The following is a 23,938-nucleotide window of genomic DNA, read 5'->3' on the forward strand; positions in this document are numbered from 1 at the left end:
TGGGGTGCGGGGCGCTATCCTAAGGGAATGACCGGCCCGGCCACCGAACTGCGCGAGCACTCCCCCGAATCATGGGGCGATCATTGGCTCGATGAGGTCACCGAGCCTGCTGCCCCGGCTTTTAGCCGCCCCACGCAGCTGGCCATGAGTTCCTTCTCCGGCCCAGCGCGCGTCCTCCGGCGCTTTTATAGCTTTGCTTCCACCACGCCCGGCAAGCTGTTTACGGTCACCGTCATCCTGACCGCCGCGCTCGCGGCAGCCGGGTTTTCTATGTCTTCTTCCTCGGCCGCGCGCCACGATGACCTGGATACTCTGCTGACCTCCACGGAGCCGATGTCGAATGCGGCGCATCACCTCTACACCAACCTGTCTCTGGCCGATACCGTGGCCACCACCGGCTTCGTGCAGGCGGGCGTCGAACCGGAGCATAACCGCAACCGCTATAACGAGGCCATCGATGCCGCGTCGGTCGCCGCCACGCAGGCCATCGTGGGCACCTCCGCCGAGGATGAGCGCGTGCGCGAGCTCGTCACCTTTATCCAACGCGAGTTGCCGGTGTACACCGCCCTCGTGGAAAAGGCGCGTGTCAATCACCGCGCGGGCCACGCCGTGGCGAATTCCTATATGTCCAACGCCTCGGCGCTCATGCGGACCCAGATTCTCCCCGCCGCCGCGGAGCTGTTCACCCTGACCTCGGAGAAGGTGAGCCAACAGCAGCAGCGTCTGACCCGCCCGCAGTGGGTTCCGCTGTCCGGGCTGGTTGCCGCACTCATTTTCCTCGGCTTGGCGCAGTGGTGGCTGTGGCGGCTGACCCGCCGCCGCTTCAACCGTGGCTTTGTGGCGGCCACGGGGTTGCTGTTCCTCGCGCTGGTATGGGCCTCCGCCTCCAACTTCGCCACGTGGGCCTCGGGCCACCAGGGTTTCGAGACGGTATCGCGCCCCTGGGATTCACTGACTGCCTCGCGCATCGAGGCCCAGCAGATGCGCACCTCGGAGACTCTCGCGCTAGTCTTGCGCTCCTCCGAGCAGGACATGTCCGTGCACTTTAGCTCCACGGTGTACTCCGTGGACCAGGCCCTGCGGGATTATGAGCAGGCGCTTAACGACGACGACTTCCCCTCCTCCGATCCTTCCCTGATTCCCCGCGCCAAGCAGGCAGTAGAAGACTGGACATCCACGCACGAGAAGTTCACCGAGGACCTTGCCATGGGCGACTACGATGGCGCGCTGTACCAGGCCACCGCCATCGATCCGGATGGTGACCCGACCGCCGCCAGTGCTTTCAACGCCGTGGATAGCTCCTTGGCAGCACTCATCGATCAAGCCCGCGATGCCATGCGCACCTATCTGGTCCAGGGACTCAATGCCATGACGATGGTCTCGACCGGCGTGCTCCTGGCCACCTTTGGTGCGATTATTGCCGTGTGGCTAGGTATTCGTCCCCGTCTTCAGGAGTACCTGTGATGCGCCGCCGAAACCCTCAACGCTTAGCGTGGACCACAGCCTTGCTCTTGCTCAGCAGCGCCGTGGCGCTCAGCGGCTGTGAGCCGGAGCCGCCCAGCACGCAGGACCCCATCCTCCCCTCCACCGCGAACCTCGATTCCACGCCGGGACCACCACTGCCGGAGGATGCCATCATCGAGCCCGCTGGCGCCGGTGAGGCGTCCAAACAAAGCACCGAAGAGGCCTATGGCTCCTACCGCCCGGACGATAAGAAGCCGGAGGAGCGCGTGCCCGATATCCTGGCGCGCGGCCGGCTTATCGTGGGTGTGGATCGCTCCAATAACCTGCTCAGCTACCGCGATACCGCCAGCGGCGAGGTCCGCGGCTTCGAGGTCGATATTGCTCGCGAAATCGCCCGCGATATCTTCGGGGATCCCAACAAGGTGGACTTCCGCTTCGTGGAGGCTTCCGAACGCGCGCGTGCGCTCAATGATCGCACGGTGGATATCGTCATCCGCACCATGACGATTAGCCCCAGCCGCCAGCGCGAAGTCTCCTTCTCCATTCCCTATATGCAAACCGACGCGCGTTTGCTGGTGCTGAAGAACTCCGGCGTTGAGTCCATCGCGGATACCGCTGGGATGACCTTGTGTGCAACAAAGGGTTCCACCATGGTGGACGCGATACGCACGCACGCGCCTGCTTCCGACATCCTAGAAACCCGCGCCTGGGGCGATTGCCTCATGGCCCTGCAACTGGGGCAAGCGGATGGCATCGTGGTAGATGATGCGCTGCTCTCTGGCATGCTGGCCCAGGATCGCTACACCGAGATTGTCGGTGGTCCCCTCGAAAGCCAAAGCTACGGCGTGGCCGTGCGCAAACCCGATGGCTCGTATGATTCGCGCCCGCTTATCCGTCAGGTGAACTCCACGCTGGAGCGCATTCGCAAGGACGGGACCTGGCAGAGGCTCTTCACAACGTGGCTGGGGGATTATATGGAACAGCCGGTGCTCCCGGCGCCGAAGTACCTCGATGAGACCCCACCCGCGACGGAATCCCAGCCGACTTCCCCAACCAGCAACCCACCCGGCGAGAAGAAGGAGGGACACTAATGTCGCACCGCTTCAGCGAGGATGAGCTCGACCACCTCACGCCCGAAGAGCACGAGACCGCGGAGCCCGAAGCTCCTGCCGACGCCACGCAAGCCGTCCGCTTCGATCCCTTCGCGGATGACGATGACGATTATTCGGAGGATCACCTTCTCGGCACCTCGCCTGCGAAACCAGGCGATCCGAGAACAGCAGCCTCCGGCGCCGACAACACGGAAGCCTCCGACCGCACCGCGGCGGTACCTTTCGATCCTTTCGCCGATGACTTCGGGGAGGATGAACCCGCCGCCACTGGCGCCGTCCTCTCCCCCGCCGGTCAGCCCGGCGCGCACGGCAGCGCGACGAACAAGCCTGGCGATGGCGAATACGTCGATTCAGACAATATCGCGGCACTGATCGAGGAGCTGGGGCAGCTGCGAGATCGTCGCAAAGCAGAGGACCCTTCGCAGGCCTCCCGCCGCCGCGCGCTCGATACCTTCCGCCAGCGCCGCAGCACCAAGCGCACCGACCGCGAAGTGGCCGATGGCATGGCCACCTTGCCCTTCGTCGTCCCGGATGATCCCACTCAAGCACTCATCGATCCGCAGGATGCGCCCCGCGCCGCCCCGCCGCAGCTTAAGCCGGGTGACATGGTGGCGGGCCAATACGAAATCCTCGGCGTGCTGGCGCATGGCGGGCTGGGCTGGATCTACCTGGCCAATGACCATTTCGTCTCCGGGCGCATCGTGGTGCTCAAGGGCATGCAATCCACCAACTCCGCCGAGGAAACGGCGACTGCGGAGGCGGAGCGTGAGTTCCTCGCGGATATCACGCACCCGAATATCGTCAAGATTTTCAACTTCATCGATGATCCCCGCGTGCCCGGCGGCTTCATCGTCATGGAATACGTCGGCGGACCTTCGCTGAAGCAGCGCCGCAACGACCAGGCCAATGACCGCTTCCCGGTCGATACGGCCATTGCCTATATCTTGGAAATCCTGCCCGCCCTGGATTACCTGCACGCCCGCGGCGTGGTCTACAACGACTTAAAGCCCTCCAACATCATCGTCACCGAGGACCAGGTCAAACTCATCGATCTGGGCGCGGTCTCCGGCATCGGTGCCTTCGGGCATATCTACGGAACACAGGGTTTTCAGGCGCCGGAGATCTCCACCCAGGGCCCCTCGGTGGCCAGCGATATTTATACCATCGGCCGCACCCTGGCCTGCCTGACGTTGAAACTGCCGGTGGAGGATGGCGTCTACAAGCCCGGCCTCCCCTCCCCCACGGAGGAGCCGCTGCTGCGCCGCTACCTCTCCTTCTACCGCCTGCTCTTGCGCGCGACTGACCCTGACCCGGAGCAGCGCTTCGCGTCGGTCTCCGAGCTGCGCGACCAGCTCTTCGGCGTCCTGCGCGAGGTCATCGCGCTCCGTGATGGCATCCAGCACCCGGCCCAGCACTCCGTCTTCTCCCCGCAGCGTACGACCTTCGGCACGAAGCACCTGGTCTTCCGCACAGACCAGCTCATCGATGGCATCGACCGCACCGTCCGCATCACCGCCCCCGAGGTGGTCTCCGCGCTGCCCATCCCGCTGGTTGTCCGCTCCGATATCGGAGCCCCGCTGCTGCAGGGCTCCTCCTATACCGAGCCGCAGGAAGCGCTAGAAACCCTGCGCCAGGCCATGCAGGCCCCGGAGTACGAAGAATCCGCCGAGATTCCCCTCGGCGTGGTGCGCGCCATGATTGACCTGGGCTATATCGGCCAGGCCCGCGAGTGGTTGACCTCCATCGAGGAGCGCTTGGGCAAGGACTGGCGCTTCCACTGGTACTCGGGCGTGACCGAACTGCTCTTGGACAAATACCGTGAGGCCCAGGCCCACTTCGCGCACGTCCTCGACGTCCTGCCCGGTGAGGCCGCACCGAAGCTGGCCATCGGCGCGGTCAACGAGCTCATCCTGCAGCAGCTGGGTTTTTCGGAAGCCGCGCTTATCGACGCTGCCGTTGCCCGCGCCTGCGCCAACCTGACCACCTCGCTGGCGGATTTGCCCAATGATGCTTTTGAGGACCAGCCGGGCATCTGGGACCACATCACCGATGATCCGGCCCACCTGCGTTTCAATTCGCTGCGTCTCTACGGCATCGTGTGGGCCACGAACCCGACGACGGTCTCCTCCGCCTTCGGCTTGGCCCGCCAGCTGCGCGCCGAGCACCAGGTGGAGCTCGCCGTGGCCACCTTGGATAAGGTCCCCAATGCGTCACGCCACCACCGCATGGCCCGCTTGACCACGGTTCTGCAGCTCATCGTGCACGACCTTTCCGAGTCCCGCATCCGGCGCGCCGCCCGCCGCTTGGAGGAGATTCCGCAGAACGAGCCGCGCTTTTTGCAGATCAAGATTGCGGTCATCTCCGCCGGGCTGACCTTCCTGCGTGAATCAGACCTCAAGGCTGCGGCCTCCCCCAACGATCTCTTCGAGTTCCCCTTTACCCAGCGCGGCCTGCGCTATGGCCTGGCGGATACCCTGCGGGCACTAGCTCGCCAGGCGCCGTTCGCTCGCCACCGCTACGCGCTGGTGGACCTGGCCAACAAGGTCCGCCCAGTCACGATGTTCTAGTACAGGCCCGCCTCCCGGGCCATGGCCGCGATACCCGCGGACTTCTGTGCAATAGCCAGCTCCTCGTTCGTCGGCACCACGAAGACCTTGACCTGGGAATCCGCGGTCGAAATCATGCGCGGCTCCTTCGAGCGCACCAGGTTGGCTTCCTTATCGAAGTCAATGCCGTACATGTCCAGGTTGTACAACGAATCCTGGCGGACCTCGGTATCGTTCTCACCCACGCCGGCGGTAAACGTAATCGCGTCCACGCGGCCCAACGCAATCATGTATGCACCAATGAAGCGGCGCAGCTGGTGGATGTAGATGTTATAGGCCAGCCAGGCATCCTGGTCCTCGTTGTTGATGCGCTCGCGCAGCACCCGGAAATCGTTGACACCCGCAATACCCTTCACACCGGAGCGCTTGTTCAGAAGGTTGTCGATCTCATCGATCGACATACCCGCCTCGCGCGAGAGGTGGAAGATAATACCCGGGTCAATATCGCCCGAGCGCGTGCCCATGGCCAAACCTGCCAGCGGGGTCAGGCCCATCGAGGTATCGATCGGGCGGCCGTTGCGAATCGCCGCGGCGGAGGCACCGTTGCCCAGGTGCAGCGTGATCTGGTGAACATGCCCCGGGTCGCGGTCAAGAAGCTTCGGCACCTGCTGCGAGACAAACTCGTGGGAGGTTCCGTGGAAGCCGTAGCGGCGGATATCGTACTGCGAGGCCACATCATTGTTGATGGCGTAGAGCGCTGCCGCCGGCGGCATGTGATTGAAGAAGGCCGTATCGAAGACCGCCACGTGCGGGATCTCCGGCAGCAGCTTACGCGCCACGCGGATACCGTCCAGGTTCGCCGGGTTGTGCAGCGGTGCGAGCGGGATGAGGTCCTCGATCATGGACTCGATCTGGTCCACGATGAGCTGCGGCTCGCTGAACAGGCGCCCGCCGTGCACCACGCGGTGCCCCACGGCAATGACCTCGACATCCGTCGGACCCACGCCGTGCTCGTGCATGATGCTAAACGCGCGGTCCAAGCCGAAGGAGTGGGTGGGGATCTCCAGTTCTTCCTTGAATTCCTCACCGCCCGTCTTGACGGTCACCGCGCCCTGCGGCTCACCGACCTGCTCCACCAAACCGGAGACCAGCGGCGTATCCGTGGCCGAGCTTTCCGGGTCCACCAGCTGGAATTTAACCGAGGAGGAACCCGAGTTGAGAACGAGTACGTACGCCATCTACTTCACCCCTGCCTGAATTGCGGTAATAGCCACCGTGTTGATGATGTCTGGAACGGTCGCGCCGCGCGAAAGGTCATTGACCGGCTTATTCAGCCCCTGCAGAATCGGGCCCACCGCCAGTGCGCCACCGGTGCGCTGTGCCGTCTTATAACCGATATTGCCGGCCTCCAGGTCTGGGAAGACGAAGACCGTGGCCTTACCCGCAACGTCGGATTCCGGCGCCTTCTTGGCGGCCACGCCGGGGTCGCAGGCAGCGTCAAACTGCAGCGGACCATCCACCGCCACGGAGGAATCGATGCCGCGAGCCACTTCGACGGCCTGCCCCACCTTCTCCACATCCGGGCCAGCGCCCGAAGTACCCGTGGAATAGGACAGCAACGCCACGCGCGGGTCCAAGCCGAACTGCGCTGCGGTCTGCGCAGAGACGATGGCGATCTCGCCGAGCTGCTCCGGGGTCGGGTTCGGGTTGACCGCGCAGTCACCGAAGGCCCACAGGCGGCCCGGCATCACCATGAGGAAGATGGAGGAGACCACCGAGGCCTCCGGCTTGGTCTTAATGATCTGGAAGGAAGGCTTAATGGTGTGCGCCGTGGTGTGCGCCGCGCCGGAGACCATGCCATCGGCCAAGCCCTTGTGCACCATCATCGTGGCGAAGTAGGACACGTCCTTCATCGTCTCGCGCGCCTGCTCCAGCGTCACGCCCTTCTGCTTGCGCAGCTCCGCGAAGTCCGCCGCAAATTCTTCTGCCAGCGGGGATTCCAGGTGGTTGATGATGTCCACGCTGGACAGGTCGATCCCGAGTTCCTGGGCACGCTTCTCAACGTTCCCATCACCCAGAATCGTCAGCTTCGCCACCTTACCCTTGATGAGCTCACCCGCGGCTTCCAAGATGCGGTCATCCTCACCCTCCGGCAAAACGATGTGCGCGCCAATCTCGCGGGCCTGATCCAAAAGCTGCTTCTGGAAAAGCTCAGCGCTCATATAAGGTTCGATCTCCTCCAGGGAGGAAATCGCACCAGGAACCGAGGAGACGTCGGTCAACGCGCCCACCACCGTGGCACCCACCGAACGCGCGTGGTTCAGCGCCAACTCCGCGGCGCGTGCGGGTGCAGCGGAAATCAACACGAAGGGCAGACCTAGGGCGGCGGCGGCCTTGGCATCAAAGTCCATAACGCCGGTGCCCTGGAGGACCAGGTTGCCCGTAGGGGCATTCTCCAGGACTTCGCTGAGCGTGGTTCCCAAGTCATCTACCTGGGCGAAGGTGGCCCCCAGTTCCTGAGCCACAGCAGCAACGTCCAAACCGTCAAAGCCGCGCCCGATGACGCTGATAAAGGCGGAATTCCGTGAGGACTTGGCGGTCATAAGAAACCTTTCTCTGCTTAGAAAGCGTGTACCCGGGCTCACATAGTGGGGCACACAGTGACACTACGACACTTTCACAGTACGGCAACGCACCTCTTCTCGCCGCCAATCCATCGCCTTCCCTCAGCAACTCCCCAGGCCACTGGCGCCCCACCCGAAGACAAAGTGCGTTATCCCACAGAAACTTGTCTCCATTAAAACCCCGGAGTAGGCTCCTAACCAGGATTGTTACTTCGGGCAAGACCTAGGCTCCCCACTCTTAGCCGTGTGGGGATGGTTCGCTATGAACCATTGTGGCCTAGGTCTTTCGTGGTTTTTAGCCACAGTGCCTGCCTACTCTCGAAAGGATTCTCATGTCGACAGAGACTCGCTCGGCAGCCGAGGCCATCTTGGATGGCATCGGCGGAGCGGAGAACATCACCTCTTTCACGCACTGCGCTACGCGCCTGCGCTTTGAGCTGGCTGATGCCTCCAAAGCCGATAAGGAAGCACTCGAATCTATCCCCAAGGTAATGGGCGCTGTGCCCCAGGGTGGCCGCAACTACCAGGTGGTCATCGGCGGTGACGTGGCCACGGTCTATGACGAGATCAACGCTCTCCCACAGATGAAGAACGCCGGCGCCTCCGCCGGCCAATCCAACGACGATGTCAAGGCCGCGGCCCGCGCCAAGTCCAAGGGCAAGGTGCCGTGGATGGATACCTTCTTCGAGTATCTCTCAGATTCCTTCCGCCCCATCCTGGGCGTGCTGCTGGGTGCCTCCCTGGTCATCGCCTTCGCCTCGGTGCTGGATGCTTTCGGCGTCGTGGACTTCCGCTCCCCGGACAAGCCGGCCTCCTGGTTCTTCGTGGATGCCATGTGGCGTTCCGTCTTCTTCTTCCTGCCGGTGATGGTGGCCTATAACGCTGGTAAGAAGCTGCGCATCGACCCCTGGGTTCCCGCGGCAGTCATGCTCGCACTATTCACCCCGGAGTTCCTCGATCTCTCGGAGAACCCCGCGGTCCAGTGTGTCACCAACGACACCCTCGGTGCGGAGCAGTGCTCCATTGAGATCTTTGGCATGACCATGCAGCTGCAGGACTACGGCGGAAACGTCTTCGTCCCGCTCATCATGGCTGCTGTTGCCGCACTCTTCTACAAGGGTTTCCAGAAGATCATCCCGTCCGCGGTGCACATGGTCTTCGTTCCCTTCCTCACCATGATCGTCCTCATCCCGCTGACGGCCTTCCTCATTGGCCCCTTCGGCGTGTGGGCCGGTAACGGCATTGGCGCCGGACTGTCCTGGATGAATGACAACGTTCCGTTCGTCTTCGCCCTGGCCATCCCGATGCTCTACCCGTTCCTGGTTCCGCTGGGCCTGCACTGGCCGCTTAACGCCCTCATGCTGGTCAACATTCAGACTTTGGGCTATGACTTCATCCAAGGCCCGATGGGTGCATGGAACTTCGCCTGCTTCGGTGCCACCGCTGGTGTGCTGGCTCTGTCCATCCGTGACCACGACAACGTGATGCGCCAGACCTCCGGTTCTGCTCTCCTGGCTGGCCTGCTCGGTGGTGTGTCTGAGCCTTCCCTCTACGGTATCCACCTGCGCTACAAGCGCATTTACCCGCGCATGCTGGTGGGCTGCTTCGCTGGTGGTCTGACCGTGGCTCTGCTGACCCTGGGCACGAACGGCATTACGACCGACGCCTTCGTCTTCACCTCCCTTTTGACCATCCCGGTCTTCACCCCGATGGCCAAGTACGCCATCTCCATTGCTGTGGCCTTCTTCGTGGCCTTCCTGCTCATCCTCTTCACCGACTACCGCACCCCGGAGGAGCGCGCTGAGGCCAAGGCCGCCCGCGAGGCAGCTGAGAAGGCCGAGCTCGACAACGCCGACAACGCTGACAACGCCGCGCTTGCCGACGCCCCCGCAGCCACCGCGACTGCCGGCGCCGGTGCTGGTGCTGCCACCGCAACCGCTACCAAGGCAGACGCCCCGGCCAAGGCTGCTGAGCCTGCCGCTGGCACCACCACCGACATCGCCTCCCCTGCCAACGGCAAGGTTGTCCCGATGGCTGAGATCGATGACCCGGTCTTCTCAGCTGGAACGCTGGGCGATGGCGTGGGCATCGTCCCTGAGGGCAACGACGTTTACTCCCCGGTGAGCGGCACGATTGTCAGCGCCATGAAGTCCGGCCACGCCTACGGCATCAAGACCGAGGACGGCGTGGAGGTCCTGGTCCACATCGGCATCAACACCGTCAAGATGAAGGGCGAAGGTTTCGCCCCGGCCGTCAAGAAGGGTGACACCGTCAAGCAGGGCGAGCTGCTTGCCACCGTTGACTTTGCCAAGGTCACCGAAGCCGGCTACGACACCACCATTGTCCTGGCCGTGACCAACACCAAGGCACTGTCTGCCGTCACCCCGGCTGGCCTCAACCATGCCTCCGCTGGCGATACGGTCATCACCACGACCCGCTAAAGGACCCACTAGGGAACCTTTAGCACGCCTTTAACGAACCCTGACTAAGCTGGCTCGATGTAATCACCATCGTGGCCGGCTTTAGTCGTTTTAACCTCAACCAGAAAGGTGCTCTGTGCAACTGTTGCGCGTGTTCAATAACAACGTCGTGCTCGCACGGCGCGGCGCGGAGGACGTCATTGTCACCGGCCGCGGCATTGGCTTCCAGGCAAAGCCTGGCACTGAGGTTGACCCGGCCAAGGTGGTTAAGGTCTTTGTTCCCGATTCCGGCCGCGATCCGGACCACCTCGCCGCCATGATTGCCGGTATCCCCGGCGAGTACGTGCAGCTGGTCATCGATGCCATGCATTCCGTCGACATGTCTGAGGCTCTGCGCGGCAAACTCACGCTCGTCGTAGCGATTGCGGATCACATCCACGGTGCGGTCAGCCGCGGCAAGCCTGTGACTTATCCATTGGAAGCTGAGGTGCGCCACCTCTACGCCGATGACTTTGCCCTCGCGCAGCAACTGCTCACTGCCATCAACAGTGGCCTGCACAAGCCGCTGGCTCCAGATGAAGCCGTGGCCATCACCCTGCATCTGGTCAACGCCGGCTTCGCGGTCGGGGATCTCTCCGGCACTTACCGCATGACAGGTCTGATTCAGCAAATCCTGGCCGTTATCGGCTCTCACAACGATACGGAACTCAACAGCGAGGACATCTCCGTCGCCCGCTTCATCACGCACCTGCGCTACCTCTTCGTGCGCATGGCGGAGCACCAACAACTCGACTCTGACGACCGCCAAGTGGCCACGGCAATCTCCGCCCGCTACCCCGACGCCGTCGAGACCGCCCAGATGGTGGCTAACCTTATTGAGCTGCGCCTCGATGACACCCTTACCCCCGATGAGGTCTCCTACCTGACGCTGCACATAGCGCGCCTGGAGGAGGCCTCCGCCTAAGCCATCACCCCCGCTTAGGCGATTCACCAACCAGGCTAAGCCGCCGGCGCCTCGACAGCGCCCTCAGCGGGCGCGTCAACAGCACCATCGGTCGGCGCCTCAGCACCGCCTTCCACGGGCGCCACCGGCTCTGCCACGGTGATGATGTTATCCTCGTAGCCCAGCTCGCCGCCGACAAACTTGCCGCCACAGGTGATGAGGACCAAGCGGTTATCTCCCTGCGTATCGTTCACCACGTCGGGGAAGCCTGAGCCCTTCGGCAGACGGTACGGCGCCTCCGTCACACGGAACTTGCGCTCCTCACCGTCGATGAAGACGGTGAATTCCTGGCCCTGCTCCAGGGTGGTGAACTTCTCCGCAAAGCCCGTTCCCTGACCCTGGTAGTTGATGTGCCCGGTGATAACGCTGGACCCCACCGGGCCAGCCTCGCCCGGTACTGCGGAGGCGGAGTACCAACCCAAGCGCTGCACATCGCGCGGCGGAATCAGCATGCCGGTATCCGTAACCTGAATCGGGTCCACGGCGGCGAACTCATCGTTGATGCCCAAGGACATGGCACCGAAGCCACGGAACTCACCCGGTGCCGCATCAATCTCCTTATCCTGCTCACCGGAGTCATCCACGAAGGGATCATTGTTCGTCGTCGGTGCGGCTTCCTCCGACTGCTCAGCCACCGTGGACGATGCCGCCGAATCGCCAGCATCGTCATCGTCGCCACCACGGCCGAAGTACACCACCAACTGGACGATCACCAGAACAATAGCAATCAACGCCAGAATGGCCCAGAGTGCTTTCTTACCGCCCTTCTTCTCACCGTCTTCCGGCTTTCTGTGCGCACCACCAGATGGCACCGCCGCGGACGACGATGTCGGCTCGGTTTCCGATTCTGACCCAGAGCCCTGCGCGGGGTACTCCGGGATACCGTTTGGCTCTTCCGAATCAGCCATAACTTCCTAACTCCTTAAATCACACCTGCAGTCAACAGCACCAAACAGCTGACAGCGCGCTTCTAACACACTTCAGTAAAAATTTTCCAATTAAACAATAGATGACAAATCCCCTCCAGCGTTCACGATGAACCCTGGAGGGGACTGCCCTACACAAGTTCTGCCCTTACCAACCCCTGCCCTGTGGGGCTAGGGGCCGGCAGATGAGGCGGACTACTTGATGAAGTCCTTCATGCCAGGCTCAAGCTTGGTCGCACCGGACGGTACGTGCTTGATCTCGACACGCTCAGCATTGGACGGCAGCGGCATGCCAGCGTCCTCCGGCGGGGTAGTGTCCAGGACCGTGACCTCACGGTCATCACGACCGGTGTTGTCACCAGTCTGCTCGGACGGCTCACCAGCGTTGTCACCGGTGGACTCACCATGGTCACCGCCACGGCCGTTCTCCTCGACGACCTCAGAGGTGCCCTTACCACCATCGTGGTCACCACCGTTGCCACCGTTGCCACCATCGATGATGAGCTTGATGAGGCCCAGACCTGGGATGAGCAGCAGCCACCACGGCAGGTCAGACTTCTTCGAGCTGCCATCGTTGTCGTCCTTGTCATTGCCGTCGCCCTTATCCGGGGTCTCGGTCGTGGACTCCGACGGCTCGTCACCCGGCTCGTTCGGGGTCGTCTCCTCACCCGGGTTGTTCGGAGTGGTTTCCTCACCCGGCTGGTTCGGGGTCGTTTCCTCACCCGGGTTGTTCGGAGTGGTTTCCTCACCCGGCTGGTTCGGGGTCGTTTCCTCACCCGGGTTGTTCGGAGTGGTTTCCTCGCCCGGCTGGTTCGGGGTGGTCTCCTCACCCGGCTGGTTCGGGGTGGTCTCCTCGCCCGGGTTGTTCGGAGTGGTTTCCTCGCCCGGCTGGTTCGGGGTGGTCTCCTCACCCGGCTCGTTCGGGGTGGTCTCCTCACCCGGGTTGTTCGGGGTCGTTTCCTCGGTCGGCTTCGGAACCGTCTGGTTCTGATCGTTGATGTCCTTGTGCTCAGCGATGGGGTTCGGGTTCTCCGGAGTAGCATCCGGGGTCTCCTCGCCATCCTTGTCGACCTCAACAGAAGTCAACTCCTCGAAAGCAACCGCAGCCTCAACCGGCTCCGTCACAGACTCATCAACAACAATCTCAACGACAACTTCGCCGTTAGCAGCATCCGGAGTAAAGGTCTCTTCACCCTCACCCAGAACGGTCTTGCCGTCCTTCTTAGAAATCAGCTCAGCATTAAGGGTGTACTCCTTACCCGGAACCAGACCCTCATACTTCACCGTATCGTTAACCTGCGCACCAGCAACAACCTCAGTTGCACCATTCGCAAAGTCAGCATTCGTCGAAATCTTCGGCTTACCAGACTCATCACCCGGCTCACGCGGAGTCGTCGACTCAGACGGCTCCTCACCAGGTTTGCCCGGCGTGGTGGACTCACAAGGGTTATTCGGAGTCGTGGACTCACCCGGCTCGTTCGGGGTCGTCTCCTCACCCGGCTTAGACGGGGTCGTGGACTCGCAGGTCTCGTCACCCGGCTCAGTCGTCTTCGGAGTGGTCTTCTCAGTAGAGTTACCCGGCTCAGAAGTCTTCGAAGTCGTCTTCGGAGTCGTGGACTCGCACGGATCGGTCGGCGTCGTGGACTCACCAGGCTTACCCGGAGTTGTAGACTCCCCCGGCTTGTTCGGGGTTGTCGACTCGCAGGTCTCGTCACCCGGCTCGGTCGTCTTCGGAGTCGTCTTCGAGGTAGTCTCCTCAGTTGTCTTGGAAGTGGACTCCTCAGGCGTCTTCGAAGTCGTTTCCGAAGTGGTCTCCTCAGACGTTGCCGGAGTCGTGGACTCGCCCGGCTTGTCCGGAGTCGGGGTCTCGGACGGCTTCTTCTCAGAGGTCACAGTCTGAGCCTCATCGTTGATGTCCTTGTGCTCAGCGATGGGGTTCGGGTTCTCCGGAGTAGCATCCGGGGTCTCCTCGCCATCCTTGTCGACCTCAACAGAAGTCAACTCCTCGAAAGCAACCGCAGCCTCAACCGGCTCCGTCACAGACTCATCAACAACAATCTCAACGACAACTTCGCCGTTAGCAGCATCCGGAGTAAAGGTCTCTTCACCCTCACCCAGAACGGTCTTGCCGTCCTTCTTAGAAATCAGCTCAGCATTAAGGGTGTACTCCTTACCCGGAACCAGACCCTCATACTTCACCGTATCGTTAACCTGCGCACCAGCAACAACCTCAGTTGCACCATTCGCAAAGTCAGCATTCGTCGAAATCTTCGGCTCAACAGGCTTCTTCTCAGAGGTCACAGTCTGAGCCTCATCGTTGATGTCCTTGTGCTCAGCGATGGGGTTCGGGTTCTCCGGAGTAGCATCCGGGGTCTCCTCGCCATCCTTGTCGACCTCAACAGAAGTCAACTCCTCGAAAGCAACCGCAGCCTCAACCGGCTCCGTCACAGACTCATCAACAACAATCTCAACGACAACTTCGCCGTTAGCAGCATCCGGAGTAAAGGTCTCTTCACCCTCACCCAGAACGGTCTTGCCGTCCTTCTTAGAAATCAGCTCAGCATTAAGGGTGTACTCCTTACCCGGAACCAGACCCTCATACTTCACCGTATCGTTAACCTGCGCACCAGCAACAACCTCAGTTGCACCATTCGCAAAGTCAGCATTCGTCGAAATCTTCGGCTCAACAGACTCCCCCTCGTCATCCGGCAGTCCCGGCTGATCCGGCGGCATGACACGCTGTGCATCGAGATCGCCCCTTTCGAGGTTTCCGTCCGGGCCAACAATCGTAATAAATGAATCGGCAGGAGCTGCCGGGATATCGACTGTAGGGTCAGCTACAAATTCAAATCCGTAATCATCAGTTTCAAATCCGTAATCATCAGTGATTCTGAAAGTCTCGATCCCATAGCCTGTAAGCTGTTTAAACTCCTCGGGAGACCCATTGAAATACGGATACCATTCAAAACCTCCGGGCGCCTTGTAGGCACGGTCCTCACCAGTGATTGTTAACACTGCGGCAGTTTGGTTTTTTGGTCTGCACCAAGAACAGCAGCCAAATACACCGAGTACCGACTGGCCGCGCCCTTGTCTTCACGCTCGGTGGCATCCCGCAATTTCACGGCTAAGTTGATCGCAGCATCACGGAAGCCTTCAGGAATGGGAGCCTTACCGGCAGTTTCAGCTTTGTAGGCGCTGTAGGTATTCATGGGCCCATAAATAGTCGTATCGATACACCATGCCCATCCAACATCGTTAGCCTCGTTCCCCCGTTCGGCATTACCGGCTACACGCGGCGGCTTTCCCGCCCAGACCAATTCCCCCCACGAGTGGTCAACATAAGGATTCTCTGCTTGCGCTCCCAGCGTCATATTCGGTACGAAGTCAGTTGGCTCAGCCGCATTGGCCTTAGCCCAGGGAACGGTGACCATGGCCGCAATCACTACTATTGCTGTGAAAACAGCAGTAAGGACCATCCACCCCTCTCTGGAAATATTGCTTAATTTACCCATTGTTTCCCCTTAGAATGATGTGAATGTCTACAAGCTGTTCTGCACAGCAGCAAGTTTCCGCTGCGACAATCTGAAATCTGGACGTAGGGTTTTATGCCCTTACGGGCGATTCCCCTTAAGAATCTCACATAATCTTATAGCCCGCTCAGGATACTATCATCGCTCACAGCTAGCTGCAAGATAGTTGATTTCTGCATAAGCTTTCCCTATATCCCCATCGGGCAATAATTTAGCAGGAAAACGTGCTATGCACACCGCCTTTGGTCCGTTTTTCGCCACTATGCTCCCCTTAATGTTGACACGACACATAGCTTAGATTTTCTTAGGCTAGCTCATTTAAGCTTTCTTAATTTTTGCATAAGCATTTTCTTAAGGCGGTGCTGCGCCGACTAACTTCCCGCACGGAAGATACCCCACACGCATCACCCCGGCCCGCCGGTAAATAGCCCCCAAAAATACGCGGAAGTGGCCGCACGTATCGCACGGCCACTCCAATCACATTCAGCACCCCACTCGCAGTCAAGGCGTGGGGTAACATTCCCCTTAACTTATAACGTCACTGTTTCTTTAATCATCGGTGGAACGCATGAGTTTAGGGTCGACGTCGATAACCGGCTCTGGCACTTCAATGACCTCAATGTCGGAGACGACCGTGGCGGTCGGCTCCACGGGCTGCGAGTCACCGTGAACGGTTCTATCAGCATTCGGCCCGACAGTAATCTTTCCCGCCGCCAGCGCCGCCCTGTCACGGGCGGTCTCAACGTCCTCGGCAGTCGTGGCCACCATGCCCATGCGGCGGCCGGCATAGGCCCACGGCTTACCAAACAGGCGCACATCCGTCTCCTCGTAGGAGAGGGCGGTGTCGAGGCCGGTAAAGGTAACGTCATCAAGCTCCGCGTCTGCGTGCAGAATAACCGCAGCACCGGGGCTGACCAACGTCACGTCGATGGGGAAGCCCAGAATCGCGCGGACATGTAGCTCAAATTCAGAGAAGCGCTGGGTATATCCAGTCAGCATGGCGGTGTCCAAAGGACGCGGAGAGACGGAGGAGAAATACACCTCATCACCCGCAACAAAAAGCTCAACGCCGTAGACGCCACGCCCGCCCAATTCATTGGAGATACGCGCCGCAACGGAGCGTGCGTTCGCCAGGGCATCCTCACTCATCGCCATAGGCTGCCAGGACTCCACCAGATCCCCCTTCTCGTGGCGGTGGCCAATGGGCTCACTGAACCACGTAGCCATCTTGCCCGTAGCCGGGTCAATGGAGCGCACAGCAAGCAGCGTGACCTCATAATCAAAGTCAACGAAGCGCTCCACCACGACGCGCTTATATTCCGAGGACACGTGTCGCACCATGGACCAGGTCTCCTCCACGTCCTCCTCATCCTTTAGAAGAACGTGCCCCTTCCCGGAGGTCGTAATATCCGGCTTCACGATGCACGGCAGTCCCAACTCCCCCACTGCCTCTTGCAGCTCCTCAGCGGACTCAGCAAAGCGATAGGCAGTGACGGGCAGGCCGATGCTTTCAGCTACCTCACGCACGCTCTCCCGACACTGTGTCAGCTCACACGCCCGCGCCGAGGGCACGACGGTGGTGCCGAATTCCTCAATGCGCTTCAGCGCCTCCACCGCGACAGTCTCCACCTCTGGGACCACGTAGTCCGGCTTGATGCGCTCGGTCAGCTCCCACACCTTGTACGGGTCCCTAATGTCTGCGATGTAGCTAAAGTGCGCAAGCTGCTGCGCGGGTGCTCCTGCGTAGCGGTCCACGGCGTGAACCTCAAGCCCTAAGTTCTGAAAGGCAATTACCAACTGCTTGCCCAGCTCACCTGCTCCTAGGAGCAGCACCTTGGTGGCGTTTCCTGTTAGAGGGGTTCCGATCTGGCCTGCGATGTCGCCTACGGTAGTCATTCTCGAATTATCGCATACTTTTAGCACTGCATTGCTTGGCGACGTCCCGTCTCGTTCCCATCATCCGGTTCTAGAGTCTTTAGCAACAACAAAACAGTAAAATCGTCCCATCCCTCTCCATGCGATGGTTTTGGAAGGGGTGGGACGATGAGCGCCCTGGACTAGGCGGCGCCTTACTGATCTTGCATGACGTCGTGGCGCACGATGGTCTGGTCACGTCCGGGGCCGACACCGATGTAGGAGATGCGGCAGCCGGAGAGCTCTTCCAGGCGCAGAACGTAATCCTGAGCCTTCTGCGGGAGCTCCTCAAAGGTCTGGCAGCCCGTGATGTCCTCATCCCAGGCCGGCATGGTCTCAAAGATGGGCTCGGCGTGGTGGAACTCAGACTGGGTCAGCGGCATCTCGTCGTAACGCTTGCCGTCAACGTCATAGGCCACGCAGATGGGGATCTCACCGATGCCGGTGAGCACGTCCAGCTTGGTCAGGAAGTAATCCGTGAAGCCGTTGACGCGGGTGGCGTAGCGGGCGATCACAGAGTCGTACCAGCCGCAGCGGCGCTTGCGGCCAGTATTGACACCGATTTCACCACCGGTGGTCTGTAGGTACTCGCCCCACTTATCGAAAAGCTCCGTGGGGAAAGGACCCGCGCCGACGCGGGTGGTGTAAGCCTTGATGATGCCCAGGGAGGTAGTAATGCGCGTCGGGCCAATACCAGAGCCCACAGCGGCGCCGCCAGCAGTCGGGTTCGAGGAGGTAACGAACGGGTAGGTGCCGTGGTCAACATCCAGCATGGTGGCCTGGCCGCCCTCCATGAGAACGTGCTTGCCTTCATCCAGGGCCTGGTTCAGTTCCAGCTCGGCCTCAATAACCATTGGGCGCAGGCGGTCACGGTAGCTCAGGAAGTATTCCACAACCTGCTCCGGCTCGATGGCCTTGCGGTTGTACATCTTCACCAGCATCTGGTTCTTAATGTCCAAGGCGGACTCGACCTTCTGGCGCAGGATGGACTCATCAAAGATGTCCTGCACGCGGATACCGATGCGCGCGACCTTATCGGCATAGGCCGGGCCAATACCACGGCCGGTGGTACCGATGGCACGCTTGCCCAGGAAGCGCTCCTGCACGCGGTCCAAGGTCTGGTGGTAGGGCGCCACGAGGTGCGCGTTGGCGGAAATCTTCAGGCGCGACGCGTTAGCGCCGCGGGCTTCGAGGCCATCGATCTCGTCGAAGAGGGCCTCCAGATTAATCACCACGCCGTTGCCCAGGACCGGGGTGGCGTTTTCAGAAAGAATGCCGGCGGGAAGGAGCTTCAGCTCATACTTCTCGCCGCCGACCACGACGGTGTGGCCGGCATTGTTACCGCCGTTGGGCTTCACTACGTAATCGACTTTGCCGCCGAGAATGTCAGTAGCCTTGCCCTTGCCTTCATCGCCCCATTGGGCGCCGACGATGACGATCGCTGCCATGTTTGGTGTCACTTCCTATTTATTGAAGTCAAATACGCACCTACTTTACCCGCCATATTGGTGCAGTGTTGAGTTTGTGACAAGCTCGTCAGGAAATGATGCGCCCTCACACCGGGGAGAGGTTCGTCTCGAATCTCCTTTAAGCCCTCCTAAGCGGTTTCGGTGTTTGAATTAGCACCGTCGCCCTTGTCTTTCTCTTCGATGAAGATAGCGTCATTGGTGAACATCAGCCTCGAATTGTTTGGGGTGCTGATAATGACGCCATCGTCAACAACGGCAATTTGGGCTTCGATGTCATCGACGCCAATTCGGTAGAGACCGTTGCTTTCGATCTTCTTGCCATCAGTTGGGAGGTTGTCGACACCGCCCTGGTTGAAACTGGTTTCTCCCTCCAGCGGACGGAGGCTCACCACATCGAATTCCATATCTTCCGGCAGGTTAGTCTTATCGCTTTTGACGACCCAGGCTCCGTCATCGCCATGTGCACAGTCAATGGATTTTTCAGACGCATCAATACCGCACACCAAGTTCCAGCCATCAGCGGAAATATCGAAGAGCGTTTCGCCGCGGAGATCCTCCTCATCCTGGGCTAGATCCGCCGAGTCGGTGGTCTCTGACTTGACGTCAATGAAGAAGATGTCCGAGTTCACGCCGTCGAAGGAATTTTCCATCGACGTGGCTTCGGTGCCCGGACGCTTGTTTACTTTGCCCTCGACACCGACGATGTCGCCATCGGTCTCGGACTCATAGGTATAGCCTTCACCATCCTCTTCCACCTCTAAGGAAGAGGACGTGATGTAGAGGGCATCCTCGTCCCTGAGAGCACCCTTGGAAAAGAAGACGGGAACCTTGACATCCTTCCCATCAAACTTGCCTTCCAACACCACATAGCTGAGGAACTTACAGGGATCATATTCATCCTCACCGACGCTCACGTCTTCAAATTTCTCAGTGGATCCCTTCACGTAGGCTTCTTCATTCTCTAGGACCTTACTGAGTTTGGTGTCCTCGAGTTCTTGCTTCTCGTCGCAGTCAGCGTTGACGCTTGAGGAGGATGCACTGCTGGACGTCGAGGTGGCCTTAGAAGAAGTAGTCGTCGCAGAACTCGTCGTCGACTCAGCGGCGGCCTCAGTGAATGCCGGCTCCTCGGTTTCAATTAGCGAACCTCCCATGAAGCTGCACGAGCTCATCAAGAGACCAGCGGTGGATACAAGCGCAAGGGTTGTCATACGGGCGGACATGGTGATTACCTCCAGCTGTTAGACAAAGAAGAATTGAGTGGAAGAGTTGAGTATTAAGAAGTTTGGCGTTGCCTTGGAGCCTACTGGCAGAATGTGACGCGCACTACTTTTCTGGGGAAAGCTCCGCTGTTTGTGCGTCACTGAAGGAGCTTTTTAGCCAAGCCCTTCCAACGCTTCTATGCTTCTTGTATGATCTGTGCACTTTTAGACTGCGGCGGCCACCTCACCGACGCTCATACCACTGCACTCACTGAGACTGCCCGGCACGGAGTACGTATCGAGTACTTCCGCGTCGCGGAGGTTCCCAGCCGGCAAGAGCTGAAGACTATTGATGCACTGGCCAAGGAAATCCTGCCGGAGGACCCCACCCCATCGCTGGATGAGATTGCCGCGCAACCGGACGTGAGCCACCTCGGCGCACCGGGGCCAGCACCGCAAGCCCCATTCCTGAACGAGTCGCTGCGCATCGTGGTGATCGGCAACGATGCCGCTCTTAGCGCCGTACTGACCCGCATGATGCGAGCGGATTACCTGTGGGCCGAGGTGGGCTTCGTCCCCACCGGCGAGTACTCCACCGCGGCGATGAATTGGGGCCTGAAAACACACGAAACCGGCCAGGGTCTTGCCGACCAGGTCGCGGTTGTCGAGGAGGCGCTCTCCTTTGCCCTGACCGCACCGGTCAAGCCGGTGCCGCTTATCCGCAACGATGCGGGCCTTGCCGTGGCGGGTTCGGCAACGATTGCGGAATGGTCGAATGAGGAAATAACCGGGGAAATTATCGTCGACGATGCCATACTACTGCGTGCTGACCGCAAGAAAAATGTCTTCGGTGCAAAGCTCGTACCAATGACAGATGCGCCGGGCATCGTGGCGGCGAAGGCGGTTACCAGTTTTGAGGCGGACGCAGCACCGCGCCGTGGACTCTTCGCCCGCCTGCGCAAGCCTGCCCAACCGGGCCAGCTCGACCCCGCCAGCGTCATACAGGGCCGAGCGGTGCAGGCCGGGGGGCCGTCACTAAGCGTGAGCGTCGATGGAGTCCGCGCCAAGCGGCCGGTCAAGCGCGTGACGTTCTACCGTCACCTGCGGGACCTACAGATAGTGCGGCCCTAATTCACTTCCCAGCCTTCGAACAACTGCCCTCAACTGCAGCGCCACTATCTGGGAAAGCGGGCACGATTCTCGGGTTGAATGTAAAACGAAAGGAGGATTCGGCCAGCATTACCTTTTCGGCACTAGGCTCGAAACCGAATCCTCACCGCATGCGCATTGTGCAATGCACCTAGGCGGTCTGCGGAAGACTCTACCACTCTCAACTCCCGAAAGAACAAACCCATGCCACTAACGCACAAAATTTCTTGGGTATCTGATGCCAGATTCGCCCCATACCTCGAAGAATGCGGAACGGTGGAAGAGGCATGGAAGCTCTATGAACTGAACGCACAAATCGCAGCTGCGCTGTCTGAAGTAATTCATCACACAGAAGTCTTGCTTCGAAACGCTATGAGCGATTCACTTGCCAACGCTCACCCATTTGACTTCGGCTGGAACCAAGATTCTTTCGATATTTCAGCACTATCAACGATAGCTAGCTAAGAAATACAAGCGCCCTGTCACCAAAGACGACATCATCGCGCATCTGAACATGGGGTACTGGGCTTCACTTCTTTCCACGAAATCCGATGCCAATGAGGAAATCTGGAGAAAATACCTTCGCAACGCATTTCCAGGCCAAGGCAGCAGAAAGATAGTTGCAGCCCTGTTGACAGACCTCAATGTCCTTCGAAACCGGTGTGCGCATCAGGACTCACTTCTCAACGTGGATCCAACCGTAGAATTAAAGAAAATTCTTAGACTCGCCAGTTGGATAGACCAAGATGCAAGGCTATGGCTAGAAAACCTCGAACGTGTTACCAAGCTGGCTGCTCAACGCACACCAAAACTCAACACCGCCATCTTGGGACATGCCGACGATTCTCTTTTCACCTTTTATCAAAGGGTAGGTGCCGTCATCCTGGAAGCCTCCACGCCTCTTGCGAAAGTGGATTACATTGGCTTCTATTTCAGCCAGAAAATCGTCGGAATCTATCCAAAGGTCTTAGACATTGAAATCGCTTCCAGCTGGAATAAAAAGACTTCAGATGCGCTTAAGAAATCATCCGACCCCGAGGAAAAACGCCTCGGGAAAATTATGAGCCACGCGCTCTCTGATCCATTCGTTAAAAGCTACCCTCCAGAGAATACGTACAAGGTTTATCATCTCAGTGGGTCCAAGCATCCCTCAACTCTCACTACCGCTGAAAAGCAAGACATCGTGCACGAAGCTAGCGGTCGTGGATCCGCATTTGTGAAGAGACCTCGGTACTTCCAAAGCAGTTCGCTATTGGCCGCCAGAGTCACTTCTGATTTGCCCTCACCGAGCAAATAGCTCGAATTTCCTCCAAAATTCTCACTGCCCGAGTCTCAAACCCTAATCCTCTTCCCAGACCTCCGGCGGATAGGCCGGGTGCTTGGAGGTGGGCACGAGCTGCGCCACGGCTGACTCGCGGGACATGCCGCACACCATGAGCAGGTCCACGATGATGGAGCGAGTCTGGGCCAGTACGGCATAGGCGGAGAGCACTGCTTCCTCGCCGGCGATGTCCATCGAGCAGCGGGCACCTAGCTGGCGCAGGCGGTTGACTATTTCCGGAATGGCTTGCGCTTCATCCACGCGGCGCTCATGCGCTGTTTGGTGGGTATAGAGGTCGGAGAGCTCCATCGTGATTTCAGCAAGTTCGTCGATGATCTCAACTTGCTCGGCGGTGGCTTGGTCGCCGTCCTCGGCGAGAACAAGCGCACGGCGGGAGAGCACGCGGGTGCCACGGACCATGTTGTCAACAGGAGTGAGGATGCGCTCCAGGGAGCGCACGGTGCGCTGCGTGCTCCACAGGAAGGGTGATAGCCGTGCAGTCTCCGCACCACCTTTGGTGGCGTTGAGCATGTTGTTGATGTCATCCTGCGTGCCGCGCACGGCATCGCGGGCCTCAGTGATGGTTTCGGGGTCATTCTCCTCTAGTCCCTTGGCCACATCAGACAGGACCAGTGAGGTAATGCCCAAGACTTTCGAGACTTCCGAGCGCCCTGCGCGCAGGGGCGAGGAGGGGATCAACACGATCATTGTGAGGCCAATGACCGCGCCGATGATGGCGTCAATGGCGCGGGAGAGCCCACCCATTTCTTCCGGTGGAAGAATCGTGGCGATGAGGATGGCCGCGATGACGATCTGGTTGCTCACCAGCTGCGAGCTGGTGACAAAGGAGCCGATAATCAGGGCCAACCCGATGATGATGGTCATATGGATAGGCCCGGTCCCGAGGGCATCGACAAGCAGCGTGCCCACCAGCACGCCCACGATGCCGCCAATGGACATGTCGATGGCGCGCTTGAGGCGATCGTTGCCAGATAGGCCCAGGATGATGATCACGGCCATCGGTGCGAAGAAAGGCTGATCGTGGCCGAAGAAGTCGTGTGCCACGTAGAAGGCCAAGCCCGCACCGAGGGTGCACTGAAGCATAAACACGAGCCGGTTGCGGATACGCGTGAGGCGCGCTTTGAGTGACTTATCCACCAACCGCAGCTGCTCGCGGGTAGTTTTGCGAACGCGCTTGACGGTACTTGACGAACTCGACGTTTCCTCAGCCATGGTTTCCGTATTTTACTCATAACTGAAA

The 23,938-nt window shown here is 59.9% G+C and carries 17 protein-coding genes; 8 read left to right on the forward strand and 9 right to left on the reverse strand.

The annotated features are described in order from the left end of the window. Positions 1 to 27: 27 nt before the first annotated feature. Genes CAURI_RS11955 through CAURI_RS11965 form a run of 3 tightly spaced genes read left to right on the forward strand, consistent with a single transcriptional unit; the run spans position 28 to position 5,143 of the window. Entirely contained in the window at positions 28 to 1,464 is a 1,437-nt protein-coding gene (locus CAURI_RS11955) for a hypothetical protein (protein ID WP_010188750.1), read from the forward strand. Beyond that, complete coding sequence (locus CAURI_RS11960) at positions 1,464 to 2,555, forward strand: glutamate ABC transporter substrate-binding protein (RefSeq protein ID WP_010188748.1); 1,092 nt, start codon at positions 1,464 to 1,466, stop codon at positions 2,553 to 2,555. Before CAURI_RS11955 ends, CAURI_RS11960 begins: the two co-directional genes overlap by 1 nt. Next, positions 2,555 to 5,143: a serine/threonine protein kinase gene (locus CAURI_RS11965; protein ID WP_010188747.1), complete on the forward strand. Its 2,589-nt coding sequence runs from the start codon at positions 2,555 to 2,557 to the stop codon at positions 5,141 to 5,143. Before CAURI_RS11960 ends, CAURI_RS11965 begins: the two co-directional genes overlap by 1 nt. Here the strand turns inward: CAURI_RS11965 and CAURI_RS11970 are convergent. Beyond that, on the reverse strand, positions 5,140 to 6,360 hold the full coding sequence (locus tag CAURI_RS11970; protein WP_010188744.1) for an acetate kinase: 1,221 nt from the start codon (positions 6,358 to 6,360) through the stop codon (positions 5,140 to 5,142). The two genes, CAURI_RS11965 and CAURI_RS11970, sit on opposite strands and share 4 nt — an antisense overlap. Further along, positions 6,361 to 7,725, reverse strand: a complete 1,365-nt coding sequence (gene pta, locus CAURI_RS11975; RefSeq protein ID WP_010188741.1) for a phosphate acetyltransferase — start codon at positions 7,723 to 7,725, stop codon at positions 6,361 to 6,363. Between the two features lie 353 nt (positions 7,726 to 8,078). Between pta and CAURI_RS11980 the strand changes: the two genes are divergently transcribed. After that, positions 8,079 to 10,187, forward strand: a complete 2,109-nt coding sequence (locus tag CAURI_RS11980) for a glucose PTS transporter subunit IIA (RefSeq protein WP_010188739.1) — start codon at positions 8,079 to 8,081, stop codon at positions 10,185 to 10,187. Between the two features lie 115 nt (positions 10,188 to 10,302). Continuing rightward, positions 10,303 to 11,130 (forward strand): PRD domain-containing protein, encoded by an 828-nt coding sequence (locus CAURI_RS11985; RefSeq protein WP_010188737.1) that lies wholly within the window; start codon positions 10,303 to 10,305, stop codon positions 11,128 to 11,130. Positions 11,131 to 11,165: 35 nt separating this feature from the next. Here the strand turns inward: CAURI_RS11985 and CAURI_RS11990 are convergent, their stop codons facing one another. From CAURI_RS11990 to CAURI_RS12015, 6 genes are all read right to left on the reverse strand, one after another. Next, entirely contained in the window at positions 11,166 to 12,077 is a 912-nt protein-coding gene (locus CAURI_RS11990; protein WP_010188735.1) for a class F sortase, read from the reverse strand. 213 nt (positions 12,078 to 12,290) lie between these two features. Beyond that, positions 12,291 to 14,828: a VaFE repeat-containing surface-anchored protein gene (locus CAURI_RS11995; protein WP_157860615.1), complete on the reverse strand. Its 2,538-nt coding sequence runs from the start codon at positions 14,826 to 14,828 to the stop codon at positions 12,291 to 12,293. 275 nt (positions 14,829 to 15,103) lie between these two features. Continuing rightward, complete coding sequence (locus CAURI_RS12000; RefSeq protein ID WP_010188722.1) at positions 15,104 to 15,607, reverse strand: hypothetical protein; 504 nt, start codon at positions 15,605 to 15,607, stop codon at positions 15,104 to 15,106. Between the two features lie 567 nt (positions 15,608 to 16,174). After that, positions 16,175 to 17,521, reverse strand: a complete 1,347-nt coding sequence (gene purT / locus CAURI_RS12005; protein WP_010188716.1) for a formate-dependent phosphoribosylglycinamide formyltransferase — start codon at positions 17,519 to 17,521, stop codon at positions 16,175 to 16,177. A gap of 173 nt (positions 17,522 to 17,694) precedes the next feature. After that, positions 17,695 to 18,987: an adenylosuccinate synthase gene (locus tag CAURI_RS12010; protein WP_010188714.1), complete on the reverse strand. Its 1,293-nt coding sequence runs from the start codon at positions 18,985 to 18,987 to the stop codon at positions 17,695 to 17,697. A 149-nt stretch (positions 18,988 to 19,136) separates the two neighbouring features. Further along, on the reverse strand, positions 19,137 to 20,228 hold the full coding sequence (locus tag CAURI_RS12015; RefSeq protein ID WP_010188712.1) for a hypothetical protein: 1,092 nt from the start codon (positions 20,226 to 20,228) through the stop codon (positions 19,137 to 19,139). 189 nt (positions 20,229 to 20,417) lie between these two features. Here CAURI_RS12015 and CAURI_RS12020 point away from each other — a divergent pair, with 189 nt between their 5' ends. The 3 genes from CAURI_RS12020 (at position 20,418) to CAURI_RS12025 (ending at position 22,653) form a co-directional block, all read left to right on the forward strand. Further along, on the forward strand, positions 20,418 to 21,338 hold the full coding sequence (locus CAURI_RS12020) for a hypothetical protein (protein ID WP_010188710.1): 921 nt from the start codon (positions 20,418 to 20,420) through the stop codon (positions 21,336 to 21,338). A gap of 222 nt (positions 21,339 to 21,560) precedes the next feature. Then, positions 21,561 to 21,821, forward strand: coding sequence for a hypothetical protein (locus CAURI_RS13865; RefSeq protein ID WP_157753255.1), 261 nt, complete (start codon positions 21,561 to 21,563; stop codon positions 21,819 to 21,821). A 223-nt stretch (positions 21,822 to 22,044) separates the two neighbouring features. Continuing rightward, entirely contained in the window at positions 22,045 to 22,653 is a 609-nt protein-coding gene (locus CAURI_RS12025; protein WP_236660803.1) for a hypothetical protein, read from the forward strand. A gap of 42 nt (positions 22,654 to 22,695) precedes the next feature. Here CAURI_RS12025 and CAURI_RS12030 read toward each other — a convergent pair whose 3' ends face one another. Next, a complete protein-coding gene (locus tag CAURI_RS12030; RefSeq protein ID WP_010188707.1) occupies positions 22,696 to 23,910 on the reverse strand; it encodes an FUSC family protein in 1,215 nt (404 codons plus the stop codon). Positions 23,911 to 23,938: the final 28 nt, after the last annotated feature.

This window comes from Corynebacterium aurimucosum ATCC 700975 (genome assembly GCF_000022905.1).
In the GTDB taxonomy this organism is placed as follows: domain Bacteria; phylum Actinomycetota; class Actinomycetes; order Mycobacteriales; family Mycobacteriaceae; genus Corynebacterium; species Corynebacterium aurimucosum_F.

What these genes read in the sequence shown, in the direction of transcription:
- CAURI_RS11955 (WP_010188750.1), top strand. Translation starts at nt 28, where the DNA reads ATGACCGGCCCGGCCACCGAACTGCGCGAGCACTCCCCCGAATCATGG.
- CAURI_RS11960 (WP_010188748.1), top strand. Translation starts at nt 1,464, where the DNA reads ATGCGCCGCCGAAACCCTCAACGCTTAGCGTGGACCACAGCCTTGCTC.
- CAURI_RS11965 (WP_010188747.1), top strand. Translation starts at nt 2,555, where the DNA reads ATGTCGCACCGCTTCAGCGAGGATGAGCTCGACCACCTCACGCCCGAA.
- CAURI_RS11970 (WP_010188744.1), bottom strand. Translation starts at nt 6,360, where the DNA reads ATGGCGTACGTACTCGTTCTCAACTCGGGTTCCTCCTCGGTTAAATTC.
- pta (WP_010188741.1), bottom strand. Translation starts at nt 7,725, where the DNA reads ATGACCGCCAAGTCCTCACGGAATTCCGCCTTTATCAGCGTCATCGGG.
- CAURI_RS11980 (WP_010188739.1), top strand. Translation starts at nt 8,079, where the DNA reads ATGTCGACAGAGACTCGCTCGGCAGCCGAGGCCATCTTGGATGGCATC.
- CAURI_RS11990 (WP_010188735.1), bottom strand. Translation starts at nt 12,077, where the DNA reads ATGGCTGATTCGGAAGAGCCAAACGGTATCCCGGAGTACCCCGCGCAG.
- CAURI_RS11995 (WP_157860615.1), bottom strand. Translation starts at nt 14,828, where the DNA reads ATGCCGCCGGATCAGCCGGGACTGCCGGATGACGAGGGGGAGTCTGTT.
- CAURI_RS12000 (WP_010188722.1), bottom strand. Translation starts at nt 15,607, where the DNA reads ATGGGTAAATTAAGCAATATTTCCAGAGAGGGGTGGATGGTCCTTACT.
- purT (WP_010188716.1), bottom strand. Translation starts at nt 17,521, where the DNA reads ATGACTACCGTAGGCGACATCGCAGGCCAGATCGGAACCCCTCTAACA.
- CAURI_RS12010 (WP_010188714.1), bottom strand. Translation starts at nt 18,987, where the DNA reads ATGGCAGCGATCGTCATCGTCGGCGCCCAATGGGGCGATGAAGGCAAG.
- CAURI_RS12015 (WP_010188712.1), bottom strand. Translation starts at nt 20,228, where the DNA reads ATGTCCGCCCGTATGACAACCCTTGCGCTTGTATCCACCGCTGGTCTC.
- CAURI_RS12020 (WP_010188710.1), top strand. Translation starts at nt 20,418, where the DNA reads ATGATCTGTGCACTTTTAGACTGCGGCGGCCACCTCACCGACGCTCAT.
- CAURI_RS13865 (WP_157753255.1), top strand. Translation starts at nt 21,561, where the DNA reads ATGCCACTAACGCACAAAATTTCTTGGGTATCTGATGCCAGATTCGCC.
- CAURI_RS12030 (WP_010188707.1), bottom strand. Translation starts at nt 23,910, where the DNA reads ATGGCTGAGGAAACGTCGAGTTCGTCAAGTACCGTCAAGCGCGTTCGC.